Annotated in this window: 20 protein-coding genes; 16 read left to right on the top strand and 4 right to left on the bottom strand. The window is 73.5% G+C overall.

Features of this window, described 5'->3' with window-relative positions; translation table 11 throughout:
- Positions 1-29: 29 nt before the first annotated feature.
- The 4 genes from QUY26_RS31115 to cobI are packed head-to-tail and all read left to right on the top strand — an operon-like array spanning position 30 to position 4,868.
- Positions 30-2,045 carry a putative cobaltochelatase gene (locus QUY26_RS31115; protein WP_289952539.1) on the top strand — a complete coding sequence of 672 codons (2,016 nt, stop codon included), beginning with the start codon at positions 30-32 and terminating at the stop codon, positions 2,043-2,045.
- Positions 2,045-2,653, top strand: coding sequence for a cob(I)yrinic acid a,c-diamide adenosyltransferase (gene cobO / locus QUY26_RS31110; protein ID WP_289952537.1), 609 nt, complete (start codon positions 2,045-2,047; stop codon positions 2,651-2,653). The genes QUY26_RS31115 and cobO overlap by 1 nt, the downstream gene beginning before the upstream one ends.
- Positions 2,647-4,131, top strand: coding sequence for a cobyrinate a,c-diamide synthase (locus tag QUY26_RS31105; protein ID WP_289952536.1), 1,485 nt, complete (start codon positions 2,647-2,649; stop codon positions 4,129-4,131). The genes cobO and QUY26_RS31105 overlap by 7 nt, the downstream gene beginning before the upstream one ends.
- Positions 4,128-4,868: a precorrin-2 C(20)-methyltransferase gene (cobI, locus tag QUY26_RS31100; protein ID WP_289952535.1), complete on the top strand. Its 741-nt coding sequence runs from the start codon at positions 4,128-4,130 to the stop codon at positions 4,866-4,868. The genes QUY26_RS31105 and cobI overlap by 4 nt, the downstream gene beginning before the upstream one ends.
- Before the next feature lie 20 nt (positions 4,869-4,888).
- Here the strand turns inward: cobI and QUY26_RS31095 are convergent, their stop codons facing one another.
- The gene (locus tag QUY26_RS31095; RefSeq protein WP_289952532.1) at positions 4,889-5,620 is read right to left on the bottom strand and encodes a ZIP family metal transporter; all 732 of its coding nucleotides are present in this window, start codon (positions 5,618-5,620) and stop codon (positions 4,889-4,891) included.
- Between the two features lie 247 nt (positions 5,621-5,867).
- Between QUY26_RS31095 and cobM the strand changes: the two genes are divergently transcribed.
- The 6 genes from cobM to cobC are packed head-to-tail and all read left to right on the top strand — an operon-like array spanning position 5,868 to position 12,515.
- Positions 5,868-6,689, top strand: a complete 822-nt coding sequence (gene cobM, locus QUY26_RS31090) for a precorrin-4 C(11)-methyltransferase (RefSeq protein ID WP_289952529.1) — start codon at positions 5,868-5,870, stop codon at positions 6,687-6,689.
- On the top strand, positions 6,686-8,065 hold the full coding sequence (cbiE, locus tag QUY26_RS31085) for a precorrin-6y C5,15-methyltransferase (decarboxylating) subunit CbiE (protein ID WP_289952527.1): 1,380 nt from the start codon (positions 6,686-6,688) through the stop codon (positions 8,063-8,065). Before cobM ends, cbiE begins: the two co-directional genes overlap by 4 nt.
- Complete coding sequence (cobJ, locus tag QUY26_RS31080; protein ID WP_289952525.1) at positions 8,062-9,894, top strand: precorrin-3B C(17)-methyltransferase; 1,833 nt, start codon at positions 8,062-8,064, stop codon at positions 9,892-9,894. Before cbiE ends, cobJ begins: the two co-directional genes overlap by 4 nt.
- A gap of 5 nt (positions 9,895-9,899) precedes the next feature.
- The gene (locus tag QUY26_RS31075; protein WP_289956195.1) at positions 9,900-10,505 is read left to right on the top strand and encodes a precorrin-8X methylmutase; all 606 of its coding nucleotides are present in this window, start codon (positions 9,900-9,902) and stop codon (positions 10,503-10,505) included.
- Positions 10,502-11,446 carry a sirohydrochlorin chelatase gene (locus QUY26_RS31070; protein WP_289952524.1) on the top strand — a complete coding sequence of 315 codons (945 nt, stop codon included), beginning with the start codon at positions 10,502-10,504 and terminating at the stop codon, positions 11,444-11,446. The genes QUY26_RS31075 and QUY26_RS31070 overlap by 4 nt, the downstream gene beginning before the upstream one ends.
- Positions 11,430-12,515, top strand: a complete 1,086-nt coding sequence (gene cobC, locus QUY26_RS31065; protein ID WP_289952523.1) for an Rv2231c family pyridoxal phosphate-dependent protein CobC — start codon at positions 11,430-11,432, stop codon at positions 12,513-12,515. The genes QUY26_RS31070 and cobC overlap by 17 nt, the downstream gene beginning before the upstream one ends.
- A 155-nt stretch (positions 12,516-12,670) precedes the next feature.
- On the opposite strand, the gene QUY26_RS31060 is transcribed toward cobC, so the two are convergent.
- Positions 12,671-13,612 carry an SCO1860 family LAETG-anchored protein gene (locus QUY26_RS31060; RefSeq protein ID WP_289952522.1) on the bottom strand — a complete coding sequence of 314 codons (942 nt, stop codon included), beginning with the start codon at positions 13,610-13,612 and terminating at the stop codon, positions 12,671-12,673.
- Positions 13,613-13,961: 349 nt separating this feature from the next.
- Here QUY26_RS31060 and QUY26_RS31055 point away from each other — a divergent pair, with 349 nt between their 5' ends.
- The gene (locus QUY26_RS31055; protein ID WP_289952521.1) at positions 13,962-15,416 is read left to right on the top strand and encodes an arylsulfatase; all 1,455 of its coding nucleotides are present in this window, start codon (positions 13,962-13,964) and stop codon (positions 15,414-15,416) included.
- Positions 15,417-15,583: 167 nt separating this feature from the next.
- Here QUY26_RS31055 and QUY26_RS31050 read toward each other — a convergent pair whose 3' ends face one another.
- Positions 15,584-16,681, bottom strand: a complete 1,098-nt coding sequence (locus QUY26_RS31050) for an amidohydrolase family protein (RefSeq protein WP_289952520.1) — start codon at positions 16,679-16,681, stop codon at positions 15,584-15,586.
- Positions 16,682-16,833: 152 nt separating this feature from the next.
- Here QUY26_RS31050 and QUY26_RS31045 point away from each other — a divergent pair, with 152 nt between their 5' ends.
- From QUY26_RS31045 to thpD, 5 genes are all read left to right on the top strand, one after another.
- Complete coding sequence (locus QUY26_RS31045) at positions 16,834-17,934, top strand: pyridoxal-phosphate-dependent aminotransferase family protein (protein ID WP_289952519.1); 1,101 nt, start codon at positions 16,834-16,836, stop codon at positions 17,932-17,934.
- A 454-nt stretch (positions 17,935-18,388) separates the two neighbouring features.
- Positions 18,389-18,946, top strand: coding sequence for a diaminobutyrate acetyltransferase (gene ectA, locus QUY26_RS31040; protein WP_289952518.1), 558 nt, complete (start codon positions 18,389-18,391; stop codon positions 18,944-18,946).
- A 109-nt stretch (positions 18,947-19,055) separates the two neighbouring features.
- Entirely contained in the window at positions 19,056-20,327 is a 1,272-nt protein-coding gene (ectB, locus tag QUY26_RS31035; protein ID WP_289952516.1) for a diaminobutyrate--2-oxoglutarate transaminase, read from the top strand.
- An 80-nt stretch (positions 20,328-20,407) separates the two neighbouring features.
- Positions 20,408-20,809, top strand: a complete 402-nt coding sequence (locus QUY26_RS31030) for an ectoine synthase (protein ID WP_190116602.1) — start codon at positions 20,408-20,410, stop codon at positions 20,807-20,809.
- Between the two features lie 67 nt (positions 20,810-20,876).
- Positions 20,877-21,776, top strand: coding sequence for an ectoine hydroxylase (thpD, locus tag QUY26_RS31025; RefSeq protein WP_289952510.1), 900 nt, complete (start codon positions 20,877-20,879; stop codon positions 21,774-21,776).
- A gap of 119 nt (positions 21,777-21,895) precedes the next feature.
- Here thpD and QUY26_RS31020 read toward each other — a convergent pair whose 3' ends face one another.
- The gene (locus QUY26_RS31020) at positions 21,896-22,966 is read right to left on the bottom strand and encodes an alkene reductase (RefSeq protein ID WP_289952508.1); all 1,071 of its coding nucleotides are present in this window, start codon (positions 22,964-22,966) and stop codon (positions 21,896-21,898) included.
- Positions 22,967-23,143: the final 177 nt, after the last annotated feature.

Raw genomic sequence — 23,143 nt, 5'->3', positions numbered from 1 at the left:
GAAGCCCGGAAAACGCTGGAGGTCGTCGCGTGAGCACCCCCTACCCCTTCACCGCCCTCGTCGGACAGGACGACCTGCGGCTTGCCCTGTTGCTCAACGCCGTCTCCCCCGCCGTCGGTGGCGTACTGGTTCGGGGGGAGAAAGGGACGGCCAAGTCCACCGCCGTGCGGGCGCTCTCGGCACTACTGCCCGAGGTGGACGTCGTGCCGGGCTGCCGGTTCTCCTGTGCTCCGGGGGCGCCCGATCCCTCCTGCCCGGACGGGCCGCACGAAGCCGGGGGCGGGGTCGCCCGGGCCGCGCGCATGGTCGAGCTGCCCGTCGGGGCCTCCGAGGACCGGCTCGTGGGGGCGCTCGACATCGAGCGGGCGCTCGCCGAGGGCGTGAAGGCGTTCGAGCCGGGGCTGCTCGCCGACGCGCACCGCGGGATCCTGTACGTCGACGAGGTCAACCTGCTGCACGACCACCTGGTCGACCTGCTGCTCGACGCCGCCGCCATGGGCGCCTCGTACGTCGAGCGCGAAGGCGTCTCCGTACGGCATGCCGCGCGGTTCCTGCTCGTCGGGACCATGAACCCCGAAGAGGGCGAGCTGCGGCCGCAGTTGCTCGACCGGTTCGGGCTCACCGTCGAGGTCTCCGCGTCCCGCGAGCCCGACCAGCGCGTCGAAGTCGTGCGGCGGCGGCTCGCCTACGACGACGACCCGGACGGGTTCGCGGCGCGCTGGGGCGATGAGGAGGGTGCCGTACGCGGACGTATCGTCGCCGCCCGCGCGCTGCTGCCACGCGTGCGGCTCGGGGACGGGGCGCTGCGGCAGATCGCGGCGACCTGCGCGGCCTTCGAGGTGGACGGCATGCGCGCCGACATCGTGATGGCGCGGACGGCCACCGCCCTTGCCGCCTGGGCCGGGCGTGAGGACGTGCTCGCCGAGGACGTGCGGCAGGCCGCGCTGCTCGCGCTGCCGCACCGGCGGCGGCGCAACCCCTTCGACGCGCCGGGGCTCGACGAGGACAAGCTGGACGAGACCCTTGAGGAGTTCGGGGAGAACGACGGGGACGACGAGCCCGACCCCGACGGTGGCGGGCCCGACGGCGGGGGCGGGCAGCCGCCCCAGGACTCCGGTCCCGAGCAGTCCGGGGACGGCGCCGCCGCGACGCCCGAGGCCGCCGACGACGGGCAGCCGGGGGCTGGCGGCGCGGGCGAGCAGCAGGCCGTGCGCGCCGGTGAGCCGTTCCGCACGAAGGTCCTGAGCGTGCCGGGGCTCGGTGAGGGCGCGGCGGGGCGGCGGTCCCGGGCGCGCACCGAGCACGGCCGCACGACGGGTGCGCGGCGGCCGCGGGGTGCGCTCACGAAGCTGCACCTGGCGGCGACCGTGCAGGCCGCCGCGCCCCATCAGCGGGCGCGCGGGCGGTCCGGGCGGGGGCTCGTGGTGCGCCGGGACGATCTGCGGCAGGCCACGCGCGAGGGGCGCGAGGGCAATCTCGTGCTGTTCGTCGTGGACGCGTCGGGGTCGATGGCGGCGCGGCAGCGGATGAGCGCCGTGAAGGGCGCGGTGCTCTCGCTGCTGCTCGACGCCTACCAGCGGCGGGACAAGGTGGGGCTCGTGACGTTCCGGGGGACGGGGGCGGACGTGGCGTTGCCGCCCACGTCGTCCGTGGACGCGGCGGCCGCGCGCCTGGAGTCGCTGCCCACCGGCGGGCGTACGCCGCTCGCGGCCGGGCTGCTGCGCGCCCACGAGGTGCTGCGGGTCGAGCGGCTGCGGGATCCCGCGCGGCGGCCGCTGGTGATCGTGGTGACCGACGGCCGGGCCACCGGTGGTGTGGAGCCGGTCGCGCAGGCCGGGCGTGCCGCGCGGCTCCTCGCCGCCGAGGGGCAGGCCTCGGTGGTCGTGGACTGCGAGTCGGGGCCGGTGCGGCTCGGGCTCGCGGGGCAGCTGGCCGGGGAGCTCGGCGGGACCGCGGTGACGCTGGACGAGCTGCGGGCGGACTCGATCGCCGGGCTCGTGAAGGACGTTCAGGGGTCGTACGGCTCCGCGAGGAGGGTCGCCTGATGCCTCAGGGTCAGCCGAGTGTCGTGCCCGACGACGGGCTCACGACGCGTCAGCGGCGCAATCGGCCGCTCGTCGTCGTGCACACCGGGATCGGCAAGGGCAAGTCGACCGCCGCCTTCGGGCTCGCGCTGCGGGCCTGGAATCAGGGGTGGCCGATCGGAGTGTTCCAGTTCGTGAAGTCGGCGAAGTGGAAGGTCGGCGAGGAGAACGCGCTGCGGGTGCTCGGCGCGAGCGGCCAGGGCGGGTCCGTCGACTGGCACAAGATGGGTGAGGGGTGGTCCTGGATCCAGCGTGCCCCGGCCGACGGCGAGATGAGCAACGAGGACAAGGCCCGTGAGGGGTGGGAGCAGGTCAAGCGGGACCTCGCCGCCGAGACGTACCGGCTGTACGTCCTCGACGAGTTCGCCTACCCCATGCACTGGGGGTGGATCGACGTCGAGGAGGTCGTCGCCGTGCTGAAGGCCCGGCCCGGGACCCAGCATGTCGTGATCACCGGGCGCAACGCGCCGGCCGCGCTCGTGGAGTACGCCGACCTCGTCACCGACATGTCCAAGGTCAAGCACCCCATGGACGCCGGTCAGAAGGGGCAGCGGGGCATCGAGTGGTAGCACGTGTCGTTGTCGCGGCGCCGTCTTCCGGGAGTGGGAAGACGACGGTCGCGACCGGGTTGATGGCCGCCTTCGCGCAGGCCGGGCTCGCCGTGTCCGCGCACAAGGTCGGGCCCGACTACATCGACCCCGGATACCACTCGCTGGCCACGGGCCGCCCGGGGCGGAACCTCGACGCGTATCTGTGCGGGCCCGAGCTGGTCGCCCCGCTGTTCGCGCATGGCTCCGCCGGGTGTGATCTGGCCGTGGTCGAGGGTGTGATGGGGCTGTACGACGGGGCCGCCGGGCAGGGGGAGCTGGCCTCCACCGCGCATGTCGCCAAGTTGCTGCGGGCTCCTGTCGTGCTGGTCGTCGACGCGTCGTCGCAGTCCCGGTCCGTGGCCGCGCTCGTGCATGGGTTCGCCTCTTGGGATCCGGAGGTTCGGGTCGGTGGGGTGATTCTCAACAAGGTGGGGTCGGAGCGGCACGAGGAGTTGTTGCGGGAGGCGTTGGATTCTTCCGGGGTGCCGGTGCTGGGTGCCTTGCGGCGGGCTTCTCAGGTTCGGGCGCCCTCGCGGCATCTGGGGCTCGTACCTGTTGCCGAGCGGCGGGGGGAAGCTCTTGCGGCTGTGGCCGCGTTGGCCTCGCAGGTGCGGGGCGGGGTTGACCTTGAGGCAGTGTTGGCGTTGGCGCGGAGTGCGCCGGGGCTTTCGGGTGCGGGGTGGTCGCCCTGCGGGGCCTTCCCCAGTCCCGCCCCTTCCCGAAACCGGGGCTCCGCCCCGGACCCCGGGGGTGGGTCTCCCGTGCGGGTGGGACATGCCGCCGCCGAATCGGCGCTTCGCGCCTCGTCCTCAAACGCCGGACGGGCTGCAACTTCGCCGGGCGGGCCCGAAAGTGGGCGACCTGTCGTCGCCCTTGCCGGAGGCGCCGCTTTCTCCTTCTCCTACGCCGAGCATGCCGAGCTGCTGACCGCCGCCGGAGCCGAGGTCGTGACCTTCGATCCGCTGCACGACGAGGAGTTGCCCCGCGGCACCCGAGGGCTCGTCATCGGTGGTGGGTTTCCCGAGGTGTACGCGCCGGAGTTGTCCGCCAACGAGCCCTTGCGGAAGGCCGTGGCGGAACTCGCCGGGAGCGGCGCGCCCGTCGCCGCCGAGTGTGCGGGGCTGCTCTATCTGGCGCGGGAGTTGGACGGGAAGCCGATGTGCGGGGTGCTGGACGCGACGGCGCGGATGTCGGAGCGGCTGACGCTGGGGTATCGCGAGGCCGTCGCCGTGTCGGACAGTGTCCTCGCGGGCGTGGGTACGCGGATGCGCGGGCACGAGTTCCACCGCACGGTCGTGGAGCCGGGCGCGGGGGCGGCTCCCGCGTGGGGGCTGCACGCTCCTGAACGGCGCGTCGAAGGTTTCGTACAACAGGGTGTGCACGCGAGTTACGTGCACACGCACTGGGCCGCCGAACCCGGGATCGCCCGTCGGTTCATGGAGAGGTGCAAGGCATGAGTGACAGCGACAGCAGGCTGATCGGGGTCGGGGTGGGCCCCGGTGACCCCGAGCTCGTGACCGTCAAGGGGGTGAACGCGCTGCGCGCCGCCGATGTCGTCGTCGTCCCCGTCATGGACACCGGCGAGCGGGGCCGGGCCGAGGCGACGGTGCTGCACTACGTTCCGGCGGAGCGGGTCGTCCGGGTCGTGTTCGCGTTGAACGAGCGCACCGACCGGGCGCGGCGCGAGGCGGCCTGGGACGCGGCCGGGGAGCGCGTCGCGGAACTGCTGCGGGAGCACGGCACGGTGGCGTTCGCCACCATCGGCGACCCCAATGTGTACTCGACGTTCACCTATCTCGCGCAGACCATCGAGGAGCTGGTGCCGGGCGTCGGCGTCGAGACGGTGCCCGGGATCACGGCCATGCAGGACCTCGCGGCGCGCAGCGGGGCCGTCCTCACCGAGGGCACCGAGCCGTTGACGCTGGTGCCGGTGACGGCGGGGGCCGCCGTCCTGAAGGACGCGCTCGCCGGGCCCGGGACCGTGGTGGCGTACAAGTTCGGGCGGCTCGCGCACGAGGTCGCGGCGGCGCTGCGGGAGACGGGGCGGACCGGGGACGCGGTGTGGGGGTCGGCCCTCGGGCTGCCCGAGGAGTCCATTCGCGGCGCCGCCGAACTGGGCGACGGGCCGCTGCCGTACCTGTCGACGCTCATCGCGCCCGCGCGGCGCGAGGGCGGGCGGGGCGGGAAGCTGTGACCTTCGACCGGGCGCGCGCCTCACTCGGCGATGCCCACCACCAGCCAGATGAACGCCGCCCCCGCCACCGTGCACAGCAGCGTCGAGCGCGCCGGGTGGTCGTGGTGGGCCTCGGGCAGGATCTCGGCGGCGGCGAGGTAGAGCAGGGCGCCGCCGAAGAAGCCGAGATATCCGCCGAGCAGTTGCTCCGGAATGGTGAAGGCCAGCGTGGTCGCCGCGCCCACGACCGGGGCCGCCGCGTCCGCGAGGAGCATCGCCACGGCCCTGCGGCGCGCGTTCCCGTACAGCCGGGTGATCGTGTACGTGTTGAAGCCGTCCGCGAAGTCGTGGGCGATGACGGCGACCGCCACCGCCACGCCCATGCCGCCGCCCACCTGGAACGCGGCGCCGATCGCGACGCCGTCCATCACGCTGTGGCCGACCATCGCCGCGGCCGCCGTCAGGCCGACCTCGGGGACCCGGCCGCCCGGGTGCTCGGCGGCCCCGTGCGCCGACCGGCGCAGCGCGAGCAGCCGCTCCACCACGTGCGCGAACAGGAAGCCCGCCACGGCGAGGAGCAGCGCCGCCGGTACGCCGAAGACGGGTCCGCCGGCCGCCTCCAGGGCTTCGGGCAGCAGGTCGAGGCCGACCACGCCGAGCATCAGGCCGCCCGCGAGACCGAGCACCAGATGGCGCCGGTCGGTGACCCGCCCGGCGGTCCAGCCGCCGACGAGTGTCATCACGAACGCGCCGAGCGCCACGAACACCGCCATGCGCTCTTGCTAGCCGATTGAGCCCGTCCCCGCATCGCGCACCCGCCCCACGGCCCCACGGGCCACTCCCCCGGCCCCGTCCCCGGGCCGCACGCCTGCTTCAGCCCCCGTCTTCAGCCCCGTCTCAGGTTCCCGTCCTCAGCCCAGTCCTCAGCCCCCGTTCTCAGCCCGCGTCTCCCCTTCAACAGTCCCCGTTCTGTTTCATCAGTCCCCGTCCTGTACGAGTCCGTACGAGAGGAATCCCCTCATGGCCGATGCCGCCCCCACCGGCAAGGTGACCTTCGTCGGAGCCGGTCCCGGCGCCGCCGATCTGCTGACGTTCCGGGCCGCCCGGGCCATCGCGGACGCCGACGTGGTGATCTGGGCCGCCAGCCTCGTGCAGGCCGATGTCCTGGAGCACGCCCGCGAGGGCGCCGAGATCCTGGACTCGGCGGTGATGTCCCTGGAGGACGTCGTGGCCGTGTACGAGCGGGCCGCCCGGGACGGCCTGAAGGTCGCGCGGATCCACTCCGGGGACCCGGCGCTGTGGGGCGGCACGCAGGAGCAGCTCGACCGGTGCGCCGGCCTCGGCGTCGAGACGGAGATCGTGCCGGGTGTCTCGTCGTTCTCGGCCGTCGCCGCCATCGCCGGGCGCGAGCTGACCATCCCGGAGGTCGCCCAGTCCGTGATCCTCACCCGGCTCGGCGGCGGCAAGACACCGATGCCGCCGGGCGAGGAGGTACGGGAGTTCGCGCGGCACGGCACGACGATGGCGCTGTTCCTGTCGGCGGCGCGCAGCGGCCAGCTCGTGCGCGAACTCCTCGAAGGCGGCTACCCGACGACCACGCCCGTCGTCGTCGCGTACCAGGCCACCTGGCCGGAGGAGCTGGTCCTGACCTGCACCGTCGGGACGCTGGAAGAGACGGTGAAGGAACACCGGCTGTGGAAGCACACCCTGTTCCTGGTCGGCCCGGCGCTCGGAGCCCACGGCACCCGCTCGCACCTGTACCACCCCGGCCACTTCCACGGCTTCCGCAAGGCCGACCCCGGGGCCCGCGCGGCGCTGCGCGCCGAGAGGTCCGAACGGTGATCACGGTCTTCGGTACGGGGACGGGGGCACCCCTGGGCGAGGCGGCCCGCGCGGCGGTGCGGGGCGCCGCGCTCGTGGTGGGGGGACGCCGTCACCTGGAGGCGGCCGGGGTCCCGGCGGGGGTGCGGCAGGTGGTGCTCGGGCCGTTGGAGCCCGCGCTGGAGGCGATCGAGCAGGTGGGAACAGCCCGTCCGGCGTGTGCGGACGAGGCCGAAGGCCGATCGGCAACACCGTGTGAGGAGCGCGCCGACGCCGACGGCAGCAGCCCACGCGTGGTCGTCCTGGCCTCCGGGGACCCCGGCTTCTTCGGCATAGTGCGCGCGCTGGCGGCCCGTTTCGGGCCGGACGCCCTCGACGTCCGGCCCGGCGTCTCCTCCGTGGCGACGGCCTTCGCCCGGGTCGGCCTGCCCTGGGACGACGCGGTCGTGGTCAGCGCCCACGGCCGCGACCTGCGCACCGCGGTGAACGCCTGCCGCGCCCACCCGAAGGTCGCTGTCCTCACCGGCCCCGGCGCGGGCCCCGCCGAACTGGGCGCCGAACTGGCCCGCCGCGCGGAGGGCCGCACCCTGGTGGTGGCCACCGCCCTGGGCGACCCCGCCGCGGAACGCGTGGAGCGCGTCACCCCCGCCGAGGCCGCCGCCCGCGACTGGGGTGCCACGGTCAGCGTCGTGCTCTGCCTCGACGAGGACCGCGCGGTCACCGCGGCCGCCCGGACCGTCGCGGGGCCGAGGACCGGGCCCGGCCGGTGGGCCCTGGCCGAGGAGGAGTTCAGCCACCGGGACTCGATGATCACCAAGTTCGAGGTGCGGGCCCTCGCGCTGGCCCGGCTCGGGCCGCGCGTCGGGGACCTGGTGTGGGACATCGGCGCGGGCTCGGGCTCCGTCGCCGTGGAGTGCGCGCGGCTCGGCGCGGCCGTGACGGCCGTGGAGAAGACCGCCGACGGCATCGAGCGGATCCGCGCCAACGCCGCCGCGCACGGCGTGGACGTGCTCGCCGTGCACGGGGCGGCGCCCACCGTCCTGTCCGACCTCGCCGATCCCGACGCCGTGTTCGTCGGCGGCGGTGGGCGCGAGCTGCCCGCCATCGTGACCGCGTGCGCGCGGCGGGCGCGGCGGGCCGTCGTGGTGTCCCTGGCCGCGGTCGACCGGGTGCCTGCGGTGCGGGCCGCGCTGCTCGGGGCCGGGTTCGACTGCGACGGGGTGCTGTTGCAGTCGTCGCGGCTCGCGCCGCTGCCGGGTGCGGTCACGCGGCTCGCCGCGACCAATCCGGTGTTTCTGCTGTGGGGTACGCGAGGCGGGGCCGGCGCCGTGTCGTCGGCGTCCGACCCGGCGGCACCCGAAGCGTCAACTTCCTTGAACGAAGGAGCAGTTCAGTGATCGGCCTGATCTCCGCCACGGAGGCCGGCGGGCGTGCGTGCGCGCGACTCGCCGGTGCCTGGCCCGCCCGGACGCGGGTGTACGAGGGTCCCGTACGAGACGCCTTCGAGCGGGCGTTCCGCGAGTGCGAGCAGGTGGTGTGCTTTCTCGCCACGGGCGCCGTGGTGCGGCTGGCCGCGCCGTTGCTGTCGGGGAAGTCGGTGGACCCCGGGGTCGTGTGTGTCGACGAGGGCGGTCGGTTCGCCGTCGCCCTGCTGGGCGGGCACGGTGGGGGCGCGAACGCGCTGGCGCGGGAGGTCGGGGAGGTGCTCGGGGCCGAGCCCGTGGTCACCACCGCCACGGACGCGGTGGCCGTGCCGGGGCTCGACACGCTCGGGTTCCCTGTCGAGGGGGACGTCGCCGGGGTGACCCGGGCCATGTTGGACGGGGAGCCCGTCGCCCTGGAGGCGGAGTTGGCGTGGCCCCTGCCTGCCCTGCCCTCGAACGTCATGGCGCCGCCGGACGGGGCCGCGCCCGCCCTTCCCCGGGCTCTCGGCTCCGCTCGGGCCGGGGAGAGCTCTGTCGCCCGGCGGGACGATCGCCCACAGAGCGAGGAGCGGGGCGAGCGCCACCCCGGGCCGGCCGATCAGCCGCAACGCGAGCAGGCGACGGTGCGGGTCACCGACCGCGCCCACGCGTCCTCGCTGCGCGAGGTCACCCTCCGGCCGCCTTCCCTGGTCGTCGGGGTCGGGGCCAGCAAGGGGGCGCCTGCCGACGAGATCCTGGAACTCGTACGGGACTCCCTGCGGGCGGCCGGGCTCTCCGTGCTCTGTGTGCGGGAGTTGGTCACCGTCGACGCCAAGCGGGACGAGGCGGGGATCGTGGAGGCGGCGAGGCGGCTCGGGGTGCCGTTGGTGACGTACACCGCCGAGGAACTGGCCGGGGTCGACGTGCCGAACCCCTCGAAGGCGCCGCTCGCCGCCGTCGGGACGCCGTCCGTCGCCGAGGCCGCTGCGCTGCGCGGCGGGGGTGAACTCGTCGTGCCGAAGCGGAAGTCGCAGCGGGCGGACGGCAGGCCCGCGATGGCCACGTGTGCCGTGGTGCGGCGGCCCGCGCGGGGGCGGCTCGCCGTGGTGGGGCTCGGGCCCGGTGCCCGGGACCTGCTCACGCCCCGGGCGCGCGACGAACTGCGGCGCGCCGCCGTGCTCGTGGGCCTCGACCAGTACGTCGACCAGATCAGGGATCTGCTGCGGCCGGGGACGCGGATCATCGAGTCGGGGCTCGGCGCCGAGGAGAAGCGGGCCCGTACGGCCGTCGCCGAGGCCCGCGAGGGCCGGGCGGTGGCCTTGATCGGGTCGGGGGACGCGGGCGTGTACGCGATGGCGTCGCCCGCGCTCGCGGAGGCCGGGGACGACATCGACGTCGTCGGCGTACCGGGCGTGACCGCCGCGCTGGCCGCCGGTGCGCTCCTCGGCGCGCCGCTCGGCCACGACCACGTGTCCATCAGCCTGTCCGACCTGCACACGCCGTGGGAGGTCATCGAGCGCCGGGTGCGCGCGGCGGCCGAGGCGGACCTGGTCGTGACGTTCTACAACCCGCGCAGCCGGGGCCGGGACTGGCAGCTGCCGAAGTCCCTGGCGCTGCTCGCCGAGCACCGGGCGGCGTCGACGCCCGTCGGTGTCGTGCGCAACGCCTCGCGCCCCGACGAGAGCGTGCGCCTGACCACGCTGGCCGAGCTCGACCCCGACAGCGTCGACATGATGACCGTCGTGACCGTCGGCAACACCGCGACCCGCGCCGTCGCGGGCCGCATGGTGACCCCGCGCGGCTACCGCTGGCAGGGGGTGTGACCGCCGTGGAACGCGTGGTGCACCCCATCGAGCGGGAGTCGTTCCGGCGGCTGCGCTCCCGGCTCGACACCTCTCACTTCCCGCCGCTGACGCGGGCCGTCGTGGAGCGCGTCATCCACTCCGCGGCGGACCTGGACTACGCGCGGGACCTGGTGACGGACGAGGAGTCGCTGGTACGCGGCCACGCCGCCCTGCACGCGGGCGCGCCCGTCGTGGTGGACGTGGAGATGGTCGCCGCCGGGATCACGCGGCGCGAGACCGTGTGCAGGCTCAAGGACGCCACGTCCGGCCCCGATCTGACGCGTTCGGCGCACGCGGTGCGGCTCGCGTACGAACAGGTCGGTCCCGGCGCGCTCTGGGTGATCGGCTGCGCGCCCACCGCCCTGGAGGAACTGCTGCTGCTCGACGCCAGGCCCGCGCTCGTGATCGGCCTTCCGGTCGGCTTCGTCGGCGCCGTCGAGTCCAAGGAGGCGCTCCGCGCAAGCGGGCTTCCCGCCGTCAGCAACGTGTCCGAGAAGGGGGGTTCGGCGGTCGCGTCGGCCGCTCTGAACGCCCTGCTGTACCACCCCCCGGCGCCGGGCGCCGGGATCCGACCCGAGGAGAACACGTGACCACCCCGCCCGCACTGCTCATCGCCGGCCACGGCACCCGTGACGACGCCGGAGCCGCGGCGTTCCGCGACTTCGTCGAGGAGCTGGCGCGCCGCAACCCCGAACTGCCCGTCGCGGGCGGCTTCATCGAGCTGTCGCCGCCGCCGCTCGGCGAAGCCGTGACCGAACTCGTCGAGCGGGGCGTGAAACGGTTCGCGGCGGTGCCGCTGATGCTGGTGTCCGCCGGGCACGCCAAGGGCGACATCCCGGCCGCGCTGACCCGCGAGAAGGAGCGCCACCCCGGCATCTCGTACTCCTACGGCCGTCCGCTGGGCCCGCACCCCTCGATCCTGAAGGTCCTGGAGCGGCGCCTGGACGAGGCGCTCGGCGACTCGGTGCGCACGCCGGAGGACCGGGCCGACGTCACCGTGCTCCTGGTGGGGCGCGGCTCGACGGATCCCGACGCCAACTCCGAGGTGTTCAAGGCGGCGCGGCTGCTGTGGGAGGGCCGCGGGTACGCGGGCGTGGAGACGGCGTTCGTGTCGCTGGCCGCGCCCGACGTGCCGTCGGGGCTCGACCGGTGCGTGGCACTCGGCGCGCGGCGCATCGTGGTCCTGCCGTACTTCCTGTTCACCGGGATCCTGCCGGACCGGGTGCGGCAGCAGACCGACGGCTGGGCGTCCGCGCACCCCGACGTGGAGGTGCGGTCCGCCGATGTGATCGGCCCCGAGGAGGAGCTGGTCGAGCTGGTCATGGAGCGGTACCGGGAGGCCGTGGGCGGAGACCTGCGGATGAACTGCGACACCTGTGTGTACCGGGTGGCGCTGCCGGGCTTCGAGGACAAGGTGGGGCTGCCGCAGCAGCCGCACTTCCACCCGGACGACGACGGTCACCACCACGGGCACGGACACGGCCATGGCCACGGGCACGACCACCACGGAAGCCATGCGCACTCCCACTGAGGCCGGGGTCGTGAGCGGCCCGGCGGTGGCCGACGTCGACCTGCGTCACCACGGGGACGTGGAGGTGCGGGGCGAGGGCGATCTGGTGGACCTGGCCGTCAACGTCCGTGCCGGTACGCCGCCCGCGTGGCTGAAGCAGTGTGTCGCCGACTCGCTCGACGGGCTCGCCGCCTACCCGGACGGGCGGGCGGCGCGGGCCGCGGTGGCGGCGCGGCACGGGGTCCCGCCGGAGCGGGTGCTGCTCACCTCGGGGGCCGCCGAGGCGTTCGTGCTGCTCGCGCGGGCGCTGCGGGTGCGGCGGCCCGTGGTGGTGCATCCCCAGTTCACCGAGCCGGAGGCCGCGCTGCGGGACGCCGGGCACACGGTGGGTCGGGTGCTGCTGCGGCCCTCGGACGGGTTCCGCCTCGATCCGGGTCTGGTGCCCGATGACGCGGACCTCGTCGTGATCGGCAATCCCACGAACCCCACCTCGGTGCTGCACCGCGCCGCCGACGTCGTCCGGCTCGCCCGGCCGGGGCGGGTCCTCGTGGTGGACGAGGCGTTCATGGACGCCGTGCCGGGCGAGCGCGAAGCCCTCGCGGGGCGGGTCGACGTGCCCGGGCTCGTGGTGCTGCGGAGCCTCACGAAGACGTGGGGTCTCGCCGGGCTGCGCATCGGCTACGTCCTCGCCGAACCGGCTGTCGTCGCCGAGCTGTCCCGCGCGCAGCCGCTGTGGCCGGTGTCGTCGCCCGCGCTCGCCGCCGCGGAGGCGTGTGTGTCGCCGCGCGCGCTCGCGGAGGCGGGCCATGTGGCCCACCGGGTCGCCGCCGAGCGGCGGTATCTGGTGGACGGGCTGGGGCAGTTGCCCGGGGTGTCGGTGGCGGGGCCCGCGGCGGGGCCGTTCGTCCTTGTGCGGGTGGCCGACGGGCTCGTGGTGCGGGAGCGGTTGCGGGAGCGGGGGTTCGCCGTGCGGCGTGGCGATACGTTTCCGGGGCTCGGGGCGCGGTGGCTTCGGGTGGCGGTGCGGGACCGGGGGACGACGGACGCGTTTCTGGGGGCGTTGCGAGGGGTTCTGGCCGGGGGGCCCTGAGGCCGGGGGTGGGTGTTTCCTTGGCGGGTGCTCCCTTCGGGTGGGACACCCACCCCGGGGGCCGGGGGCCGCGCCCCCGGTTTCGGGAAGGGGCGGGGCCGGGGAGCCTCCGGCAGGCCCCGGCCGGGGCGTCGGCACCCCGGCCGGGGTCCGGCTCAGCGGTGGCGGCGACGCGTCAGGACGAGGGCGCCGCCCCCGGCGAGGACCAGGGCCACCGCTCCCCCGGCCACGTACGGGGTGGACGAACTGCCGCCGGTCTCGGCGAGGTTGTCGTCGGGGGCCTCCTTCTTGGCGGCCACCGGCTCCGCGGGCCTGCCCTGCGGGGCGGGGTCGGCCTTCTGCGGCTCGGGCAGGGGCTTGGGCCCCGGCCCGGGGGTGGTGCAGGTGGCGCCGGCCAGGGTGACGGTGCCGTCGACCGCCGCGACACCGAGCTTCAGCGGGTCGACGGACACCTTGAGACGCAGGGCGACCGCGGCGGCCGTACGGGACGTGGTGCGCGCCGACGACAGGTCGAGCCGGACGTCTCCGACGCCGGGGACGGACACCTGGGTGGTGCCGGAGGCCTTCACGGAGACGCGCTTGCCGAGCACCGTCACCCCGCCGAGCAGCTTGGACTCGGCCACGGGCCGCTTGCCGGACACGCACAGGGCCTTGGACGTCACCTGGTCGACCTCGACGAGGGGCAGCATCGGCAGTCCGGGCAGGTTCACCTTCGCGCGGGCGACGTTGCTGTAGCCCTGCGCCGTGCCGCCCTTCACGGTGGCCCGCGCGGTCGCGACGTCGGCGCGCAGCACGCTGAAGGGGCGGCCTCCGTCCACGCCGTCCAGCTTCACGGTGAGCGCGGTCTTCTCGGCGCTCGCGGGGGCGGACACCTCGTTGAGGACGGCGTTCAGCGGCAGGTTCACGGTCTTGTTGAGCAGGGAGACGTTGAGTCCGGTGCGCAGGACGACGGCGTCGGCGCGGCCGCCGCGGTGGTCGTCGGTGGCGTGCGCGGTGCCCGTGGCGGCGAGCGCCGTGGAGCCCGCGGCGACGACGGTGGCGGCGGTGAGCGCGCCGATGCGGCGCCCGGGCAGTCTGCGGAAGGCGTTGCTGGTCAAGGTGGTGGAACCCCCACATGAGTCACGGAAGTACCGACCGCGCACGCCACACGGGGACATCGCGTGCGCGCGGCACCAGGGATGCCGGGGATGCGCCTGGCGGCGCCCTCCCGACTCCCGGAATCTTTACGCACTGAGAGTGAACAGGCAGCAACGTGGCGTGAGTTCACCCCAAGGAGAGGTTTCCGCTGATGCATTCGAATCCGGCGGCACGGGCGTTCCCTCGGACCTCTCGCATCCCGCACGTGCCGGTGACAAGCGTGATCGTCACGTTGACAGCCGGGGTCGCGGCAAAGTTACGTACAACGAGCCGGATCCCGTCGCGTCACTCTCCGTCAACAGGAGCCGCATGCCTCGCAATGTCGTCCTGATCACCGCCGACCAGTGGCGCGGCGACTGTCTGTCCGCCGCCGGGCACCCCGTGGTCCGCACGCCCTACCTGGACCAGCTCGCGGGGCGCGGCGCCCGGTTCGAGAAGGCGTACTCCGCCGTGCCGTCGTGCATCCCGGCCCGCGCGGCCCTGCACACCGGCCTCGCGCAGACCTCGCACCGCCGCACCGGCTACCGGGACGGCGTGCCGTGGGAGTACCCGGTCACGCTGGCCTCGGAGTTCGGCCGCCACGGCTACCAGACGCGCGCCATCGGCAAGTTGCACGCCTTCCCGGAGCGCAATCGCATCGGCTTTGACGAAGTGACCCTGCACGACGGGTACTTGCACGCCGCCCGGGACCGCCGCGTCGACCCTCGCTTCCACGACGACTACCTGTCCTGGCTCGAACGACAGCCCGGTGAGCGGGCCGGGGCCGACTACGCCGACACCGGGCTCGACTGCAACAGCGTCGTGGCCCGTCCCTGGCCCCGGGCCGAGCGGCTGCACCCCACCAACTGGGTGGTGACCGAGGCCATCGACTTCCTGTACCGCCGCGACGTCACCTCCCCGTTCCTCCTGCACCTCTCCTTCCACCGGCCCCATCCGCCGTACGATCCGCCCGCCTGGGCCTTCGAGCAGTTCCTCGGCGTGCCCCAGGAGGATCCCGTGGTCGGTGACTGGGCCGACGCGCTCGCCCACTGGCGCGACGACAGCCGGGCCGACGCCAACTCCGCGGTCCACTCCCCCGACACCGTCCGCCGCGCGCGGGCCGGCTACTACGGCCACATGGCCCACATCGACCAGCAGCTCCATCGCTTCCTCACCGCGCTCGCCGAGTTCGGGCTCGGGGACGACACGTGGGTGTGCTTCACCTCCGACCACGGCGAGATGCTCGGTGAGCACCGGCTGTGGCGCAAGGCCTACCCCTACGAGGGGTCCGCCCGGGTACCCCTGCTGCTCGCCGGGCCGCCCGGCGCGCTGCCCCCGGGCGGGGTCGTCTCCGGCTCCCTCGCCGAACTGCGGGACGTCATGCCGACGTTGCTCGACTGCGCGGGGCTGCCCGTGCCGGGCGGCCTCGACGGCCACAGCCTCCTCCCCGCGGCCCGGGGCGAGCCCCTTCCCTCGCCCCGGCCCTGGCTCCACGGCGAGCACACCCTCTTCGGGGAGTCCGTGCAGTGGCTCACCGACGGGCGCGAGAAGTACGTGTGGTTCTCCGGGAGCGGCCACGACCAGCTCTTCGACCTGGCCGACGATCCCCAGGAACGCCACGACCTGGCCCCGTCCCGCCCGGACTCGGTGGCCCGCTGGCGCACCCGCCTCACCACCGAACTGGCCTCCCGCCCCGAGGGCTACGTCATGGACGGTGCCCTGCGCCCCGGCCGCGCGCCGTTGGAGGTCCTGCCGGAGGCGCCCCGACCCCGCCCCTGCCCGTAACCGGGGCTCCGCCCCCGGCCCCCAGGGGCGGGTGTCCCGTACGGGTGGGACGGCCCCCGCCGGATCGGCGCTTCGCGCCTCGTCCTCAAGCGCCGGACGGGCTGAAGCCCTGCCGCACCGGCGCCATGGACAGCTCCTCCGGCGTCAGCCCCGGCAAGGCCCCCGCCTCAGCCCACCACCCTCCCGTTCACCACCACCGCGGAGGGCGCGGCCAGCACCCGCACATCGGCCCGCGGATCCTCCGCGTACACGACGAGGTCAGCCGGAGCCCCCTCGACGAGCCCGGGGCGCCCCAGCCAGGAACGGGCACGCCACACCGCGGCGGACAGTGCCTCGACGGGCGGGATGCCCGCCTTGGTGAGCTCGGCGACCTCACCGGCGATGAGGCCGTGGGCGAGGGCGCCACCGGCGTCGGTGCCGGCGTAGACGGGGACACCGGCGTCGTAGGCGGCACGGACGGTGTCGTAGCGCCGGGCGTGCAGTCGGCGCATGTGGGCGGACCAGCGGGGGAACTTCGCCTCGCCGCCGTCGGCGAGCCGCGGGAAGGTGGCGATGTTGACGAGGGTGGGCACGATGGCGACGCCGCGGGAGGCGAAGAGGGGGATGGTGTCCTCGGTGAGCCCGGTGGCGTGCTCGACGCAGTCGATCCCGGCCTCGACGAGGTCCCGCAGGGAGTCCTCGGCGAAGCAGTGGGCGGTGACGCGGGCCCCGAGCCGGTGGGCCTCGGCGATGGCGGCCTCGACGGCACCGCGCGGCCAGCAGGCGGTGAGGTCACCGGCGTCGCGGTCGATCCAGTCGCCGACGAGCTTGACCCAGCCGTCGCCGCGCCGCGCCTCGCGGGCGACGTAGGCGACGAGGTCGTCGGGCTCGATCTCGTGGGCGTAGTTGCGGATGTAGCGGCGGGTGCGCGCGATGTGCCGCCCGGCGCGGATGATCTTCGGCAGGTCCTCGCGGTCGTCGATCCAGCGGGTGTCGGAGGGCGAGCCCGCGTCGCGCAGGAGCAGGGTGCCCGCGTCGCGGTCGGTGAGGGCCTGCTTCTCGGCGACGTCCGGCGCGACGGGCCCGTGGGCGTCGAGGCCGACGTGGCAGTGCGCGTCGACGAGGCCGGGCAGCGCCCACCCCCGCACGGTCACGGTGTCCCTACCGGCGGCCGACGCGGGCCGCCGGTAGGTCACCCGCCCGCCGACCACCCACAGCTCGTCGCGTACGTCCTCGGGCCCTACGAGCACCCGCCCCTTCACGTGCAGCACCGCGCGTTCGCTCATGTGCGTCAGCTTAGACAGCAGCGTGGGAGGCGACAGGGCTGACGGGGGCAGTGGGTACGCTCGACGGCGGGCGACCCCGGGCCGAGGCCCGCGGCCGCCGCACCGACCCGCCGTAGAGGCCCCGTTACCGAGTTACCGAAGCGAGCAGCAGCGTGACGCACCCCTTCCTTGACCTGACGCCGCTCGGCGCCGCGCACTTCGCCGCCATCGAGGACCGGGTGGCCCGGCTCCTGGACACCCGGCAGGACGTCGTGATCATGCAGGGCGAGGCGCTGCTTCCCCTGGAGGGCTGCATCCGGGGCGCCGCGAGGACCGGCACGAAGGCCCTGAACGTGATCACCGGTCCGTACGGGCAGACCTTCGGGAACTGGCTGCGGGACTGCGGCGCGAGCGTCGTCGACCTCGCGGTGCCGTTCCACACCGCCGTGACGGCCGCACAGGTCGAGGCGGCCTTCGCGGAGCACCCGGACATCGACTTCGTGTCCCTGGTGCACGCGGAGGCCGCGACCGGCAACACCAACCCGGTGGCGGAGATCGGGGAGGTCGTACGGGCGCACGGCGCGCTGTTCATGCTGGACGCGGTGGCCTCGGTGGCCGCCGAGCCGCTCCTTCCGGACGCGTGGGGCGTGGACCTGTGCGTGATCGGCGCGCAGAAGGCGATGGGCGGCCCCGCGGGCGTCTCGGCGGTGTCGGTGAGCGAGCGCGCCTGGGAGCGCATGGCGGCCAATCCCGAGGCCCCGCGCCGTTCGTACCTCTCCCTCCTCGACTGGAAGGAGCGGTGGATCGACGGCGGCCGCAAGGCCCTCCTGCACGCCCCGGCGCAGCTGGAGATGCTGGCCCTGGAGGCGTGTGTGGAGCGCATCGAGGCGGAGGGCCTGGAGGCGCTGATGCGGCGGCACGCGACGGCGGCGACGGCGACGCGCGCGGGCGCCCTCGCGCTCGGCGGGGGCCTGGAGCCGTACGTGTACGAGGCCGCGGACGCCGCGCCGGTGGCGACGACGCTGCGGGCGCCGCGGGGCGTCGACGCCTCCGACCTGGTGGCGCGGGCGCTGGCCGCCGACCCGGTGCTTCCGCTGGTGGCGGGCGGGGGCACGCTGGCCAAGGAGATGATCCGCGTCAACCACTACGGCCCGGACGCGACGCGCGGCGTGGTGCACGCGTCGCTGGCGGCGCTCGGTGCGGCGATGGGCGAGGTGGGGCTCGCCGTGGACCTGGAGGCCGCTCGGCGCGCCGTCACCCACGCCTGGGCGTAGGCCTGGGTGAGCGCCGATCGCACTCCGCGCTCGCCCTCGAACGCCGGACGGGCTGTTCGTGCCTGCCGCACCACGAACGGGACAGCCCGTCCGGCACCCGCCGAAAACACGATGCGCGCACTGCGGCAAAGCGCTCCAGGGCAATTACCCCGAGCGCTTTCATGAATTCTTTATGAGTGCAGCTTCCCGTATTCTTCTGCCCGCTTTTCGAGGCCCTAAACACTAAGGTTTCGCCATCGTCAAACGTCGTAATTCGGGCACGTCTCGCAGGGATTACGTTGCTGTGACGCACTCCACAGCAAGGCCGTTTTGTCGGAAATAAATCCGGCAATACCCCCACAAAACCCCGGCCATTCGTGCGGGCGCCCGCGCCTGCGTGATAACACACGAGAGCGCCGCGCGTAACCCCTTCCCCCGATGCAATCCCAGAAATTGCTCGGTAAATTCAATCCGCATGACCGCTGCACAAGCCGATCTACCGACCGACCTGCAAGCGCAATTCCTTGAAATGCCCGAGGGCCTGCGGCTCGACACCCCGGACGTCGCCGACGGCGCCGCGATCTGGCGGATCGCCCGCGACTCGAAGGTCCTCGACCTGAACTCCTCGTACAGCTACCTGCTGTGGTGCCGCGACTTCGCGGCGACATCCGCCGTGGCCAGGGATGCGGACGGCGCGATCGTCGGCTTCATCACCGGCTACGTCCGCCCCGACAAGCCCCGCACCCTGGTGGTCTGGCAGGTGGCCGTCGACCACGCGCAGCGTGGCCGCGGCCTCGCCGGTGCGCTGCTCGACGGGCTCGCCGCCAAGGTCGCCGCCCACCCCGGGTTCGACGCCCTGGAGACCACCATCTCCCCGGGCAACACCGCCTCCGAGCGCCTGTTCACCTCGTTCGCCAAGCGCCACGGCGCGCGCGTCGAGCGGACCGTGCTGTTCGACGCGGCCCTGTTTCCCGGCGACGACGGCGGGCACGAGCCCGAGGTCCTGTACGCCATCGCCCCGCTCTTTCGCTGACCGGCCCGGCAGCCGCACCCGTGGGCCTGACGCACCGTCAATCGCCCCCGGCACGATCCCAGTCCACTCAGAACCCCTCACGATCAATCCGTCTCCCAGGAGATTCGCTGTGACCATCACCCAGCCCGACCTGAGCGTCTTCGAGACCCTGGAGTCGGAGGTGCGCAGCTACTGCCGCGGTTGGCCCACTGTCTTCGACCGCGCGCAGGGCAGCCGCATGTTCGACGAGGACGGTCATGAGTACCTCGACTTCTTCGCCGGGGCCGGCTCGCTCAACTACGGCCACAACAACCCGGTCCTCAAACGCGCCCTCATCGACTACCTGGAGCGCGACGGCGTCACCCACGGCCTCGACATGTCGACGACGGCCAAGCGCGCGTTCCTGGAGTCGTTCCAGAACCTGATCCTGCGTCCGCGCGACCTGCCGTACAAGGTCATGTTCCCGGGCCCGACGGGCACCAACGCGGTGGAGTCCGCACTTAAGCTGGCCCGCAAGGTCAAGGGCCGCGAGTCGATCGTGTCCTTCACCAACGCCTTCCACGGCATGTCGCTGGGCTCGCTCGCGGTGACCGGCAACGCCTTCAAGCGGGCGGGCGCGGGCATCCCGCTGGTGCACGGCACGCCGATGCCCTTCGACCACTACCTCGACGACTCGATGCCGGACTTCCTCTGGTTCGAGCGGCTTCTGGAGGACCAGGGCTCGGGCCTGAACAAGCCCGCCGCGGTGATCGTGGAGACCGTGCAGGGCGAGGGCGGCATCAACGTCGCGCGCGCCGAGTGGCTGCGCTCGCTGGCCGACCTCTGCCGCCGCCAGGACATGCTCCTGATCGTCGACGACATCCAGATGGGCTGCGGCCGCACCGGCGCGTTCTTCTCCTTCGAGGAGGCGGGCATCGTGCCGGACATCGTGACGGTGTCCAAGTCCATCAGCGGCTACGGACTGCCCATGTCGCTCTGCCTGTTCAAGCCGGAGCTCGACGTGTGGGAGCCGGGCGAGCACAACGGCACCTTCCGCGGCAACAACCCGGCGTTCGTGACGGCCGCCGCCGCCCTGGAGGCGTACTGGTCCGACGGCCCCGCGATGGAGAAGCAGACCCGGGCCCGCGGCGAGCAGATCGAGCAGGCCCTGGTCGCGATCGCCGACGAGAACGGCGACGCCATCGAGGAGTACCGCGGCCGCGGCCTGGTGTGGGGCATCGAGTTCCGCGACAAGCCGCGCGCGGGCGCCATCGCCAAGCGCGCCTTCGAACTCGGCCTGCTCATCGAGACCTCGGGCCCCGAGAGCGAGGTCGTCAAGCTGCTCCCGGCCCTGACCATCACCGCCGACGAACTGGACGAGGGCCTGCGCACGCTCGCCCGCGCGATCCGCGAGACCGCCTGAGCGCTCGCCCGCGCGGCGGCCCCGCCCCCGTACCCCACTCAGCACCCGTACAGCACGCACAGAAGAGGAACTGACTGACCGTGATCGTCCGTTCGTTCAAGGACATTGAAGGCACCGACCGGCACGTCAAGGCCGCGTCGGGCACCTGGGAGAGCAAGCGCATCGTGCTCGCCAAGGAGCGCGTCGGCTTCTCGTTGCACGAGACCGTGCTCTACGCCGGTACGGAGACGAGCATGTGGTACGCCAACCACATCGAGGCCGTCGTCTGCACCGAGGGCGTCGCCGAGCTGACCAACGACGAGACCGGCGAGACGTTCACCATCACGCCGGGAACGATGTACCTGCTCGACGGGCACGAGAAGCACACCATGCGGATCAAGGAGGACTTCCGCTGCCTGTGCGTGTTCAACCCGCCGGTGACGGGCCGCGAGGACCACGACGAGAACGGCGTGTACCCGCTGCTGACCGAGCCGGAGGCGTGAGCCGCGACTGGCGGGCGGAGAGACATCCCGCACAGGGCCGTACGAGAGAGGAGAGGCAGGCAACACCATGACCACCGCACCCGGACGAATCGCCGACCTGTACCCGACCCGAGGCGCCGAAGAGGTGCTCATCGAGCGCAAGGACCCCGTGGTGTGGTCCGCGCCGGGTACGCCGGGGCCCTTCACCGGCGAGGACCTGGCGGGGTTCGAGCGTGACGGCTTCAGGACCGTCGAGCAGCTGCTCACGCCCGCGGAAGTCGCGGAGTACCACGCCGAGTTGGAGCGCCTGACGAGCGACCCAGAGATGCGCGCCAACGAGCGCTCCATCGTCGAGCCGCGCTCCCAGGAGATCCGGTCCATCTTCGAGGTGCACCGCATCAGCGAGGTCTTCGCCCGCCTCGCCGCCGACCCGCGCGTGGTCGGCCGGGCCCGCCAGATCCTCGGCTCCGACGTGTACGTCCACCAGTCCCGGATCAACGTCAAGCCGGGCTTCGGGGCGTCGGGCTTCTACTGGCACTCGGACTTCGAGACCTGGCACGCGGAGGACGGCCTGGCGAACATGCGCACCGTCTCGGTGTCGATCGCGCTCACCAAGAACCACGACACCAACGGCGGGCTCATGATCATGCCCGGCTCGCACAAGACGTTCCTCGGCTGCGCGGGCGCGACGCCGAAGGACAACTACAAGAAGTCCCTGCAGATGCAGGACGCGGGCACGCCGTCCGACGAGGCGCTGACCAGGCTCGCCGGTGACTACGGCATCCGCCTGTTCACCGGCGAGGCGGGCTCGGCGACCTGGTTCGACTGCAACGCCATGCACGGCTCCGGCGACAACATCACGCCCTACCCGCGCTCGAACGTCTTCCTGGTCTTCAACAGCGTGGAGAACACCGCGGTCGAGCCGTTCGCGGCACCGGTGCGGCGGCCCGAGTACATCGGGGCGCGGGACTTCACGCCGGTGGGGTGAAGCCCCGGGGCGGATGAACTGGTCCGGTCGCGGCTGCCGCGCCCCGACATGCGGCTGACGGCGGTGGCCCGGCACCCGAGAGGTGCCGGGCCACCGCCGTCAGAGGTCCTCGCGGCCGCTCACGCGCTCGTCAGCGTCGGGTAGTCCGTGTAGCCCCTGGCGTCGCCGCCGAAGAACGTCGTCTTGTCGGGCGTGTTGTACGGGCCGCCCGCCTTCAGGCGCGCGGGCAGGTCCGGGTTGGCGAGGAACAGGGCGCCGAAGGACACGATGTCGGCGGTGCCGTCCTCGATCAGGCGCAGGTCGTCGGGTCCGGTGGGCTCCTCGGTCGAGGGGTTCAGGATGAACACGCCCCCGAACTCCTCGCGCACGGTGTTGACGAGCTCGCGGATCGGGCCGACCTCCATGACGTGCACGTACGCCAGGTCCAGGGCGCCGAGCTCCTTCGCGAGGGCGGTGTAGGCCTCGTCCGGGTCGGGCTCGTGGATGCCGTTGAGCTCGTTGCCGGGCGAGAGCCGGATGGCGGTGCGCGCGGCGCCGATCTCGGCGGCGACGGCCCGGGACACCTCGACGGCGAAGCGGATGCGCTTCTCGGGGGAGCCGCCCCACTCGTCGGTGCGCTGGTTGGAGCCCGGCGCGAGGAACTGGTGGATGAGGTAGCCGTTGGCGCCGTGCAGCTCGACGCCGTCGAAGCCCGCCGCTATGGCGTTGCGGGCCGCTTCGACGAACTCGCCGATGGTGGCGCGCACCTCGTCGCCGGACAGCTCGCGGGGCGTGATGAAGTCCTTCGGCCCCTCGTGCGTGTAGACCTGGCCCACGGCGGCGATCGGCGACGGGCCGACGTTCACCAGGCCGTCCGGGAGCAGCGAGGGGTGGCCGATGCGGCCCGCGTGCATGAGCTGGGCGAAGATCCGGCCGCCCTTGGCGTGCACGGCGTCGGTGACCTTGCGCCAGCCCTCGATCTGCTCGGCGCTGTGCAGGCCCGGGGTGTCGGGGTAGCCCTGACCCACCGCGGAGGGCTGGACGCCCTCGGTGATGATGAGGCCCGCGCCGGCGCGCTGGGCGTAGTACTCGGCGACGAGATCGGTGGGGACGCCGCCCGCGCCCGCCCGGCTGCGGGTCATGGGTGCCAGGGCGATCCGGTTGGTGAGGGACACGCCGTGCAGGTCGATCGGGTCGAATGCGGTGGTCATCACAGCTCCAGGGCGTACGAAGATCGGTCGGTCGACAGTTGGTCGGCCAAGTAATTCAACCGGGAGCCACTGTAGCGCATTCCTTGGCCGACCAAGTTAATCTGGGTGGGGAACCAGGACGACACTGGTGGAGGACGGAGACGGCGGACGGGGCCGGACCGGTGAAGGGCAGGAGCT

Source organism: Streptomyces flavofungini (assembly GCF_030388665.1).
Taxonomy (GTDB): Bacteria; Actinomycetota; Actinomycetes; order Streptomycetales; family Streptomycetaceae; genus Streptomyces; species Streptomyces flavofungini_A.
The sequence above is the reverse complement of the archived record's forward strand: the minus strand, read 5'-3'. Positions and strand labels throughout refer to the sequence as shown.

Coding starts and splice junctions, on each gene's coding strand:
- QUY26_RS31020 (WP_289952508.1), bottom strand. CDS start 22,966: ATGACCACCGCATTCGACCCGATCGACCTGCACGGCGTGTCCCTCACC.
- thpD (WP_289952510.1), top strand. CDS start 20,877: ATGACCACCGCACCCGGACGAATCGCCGACCTGTACCCGACCCGAGGC.
- cobC (WP_289952523.1), top strand. CDS start 11,430: ATGCGCACTCCCACTGAGGCCGGGGTCGTGAGCGGCCCGGCGGTGGCC.
- ectA (WP_289952518.1), top strand. CDS start 18,389: ATGACCGCTGCACAAGCCGATCTACCGACCGACCTGCAAGCGCAATTC.
- cobI (WP_289952535.1), top strand. CDS start 4,128: ATGAGTGACAGCGACAGCAGGCTGATCGGGGTCGGGGTGGGCCCCGGT.
- QUY26_RS31055 (WP_289952521.1), top strand. CDS start 13,962: ATGCCTCGCAATGTCGTCCTGATCACCGCCGACCAGTGGCGCGGCGAC.
- cobO (WP_289952537.1), top strand. CDS start 2,045: ATGCCTCAGGGTCAGCCGAGTGTCGTGCCCGACGACGGGCTCACGACG.
- QUY26_RS31050 (WP_289952520.1), bottom strand. CDS start 16,681: ATGAGCGAACGCGCGGTGCTGCACGTGAAGGGGCGGGTGCTCGTAGGG.
- cobM (WP_289952529.1), top strand. CDS start 5,868: ATGGCCGATGCCGCCCCCACCGGCAAGGTGACCTTCGTCGGAGCCGGT.
- QUY26_RS31095 (WP_289952532.1), bottom strand. CDS start 5,620: ATGGCGGTGTTCGTGGCGCTCGGCGCGTTCGTGATGACACTCGTCGGC.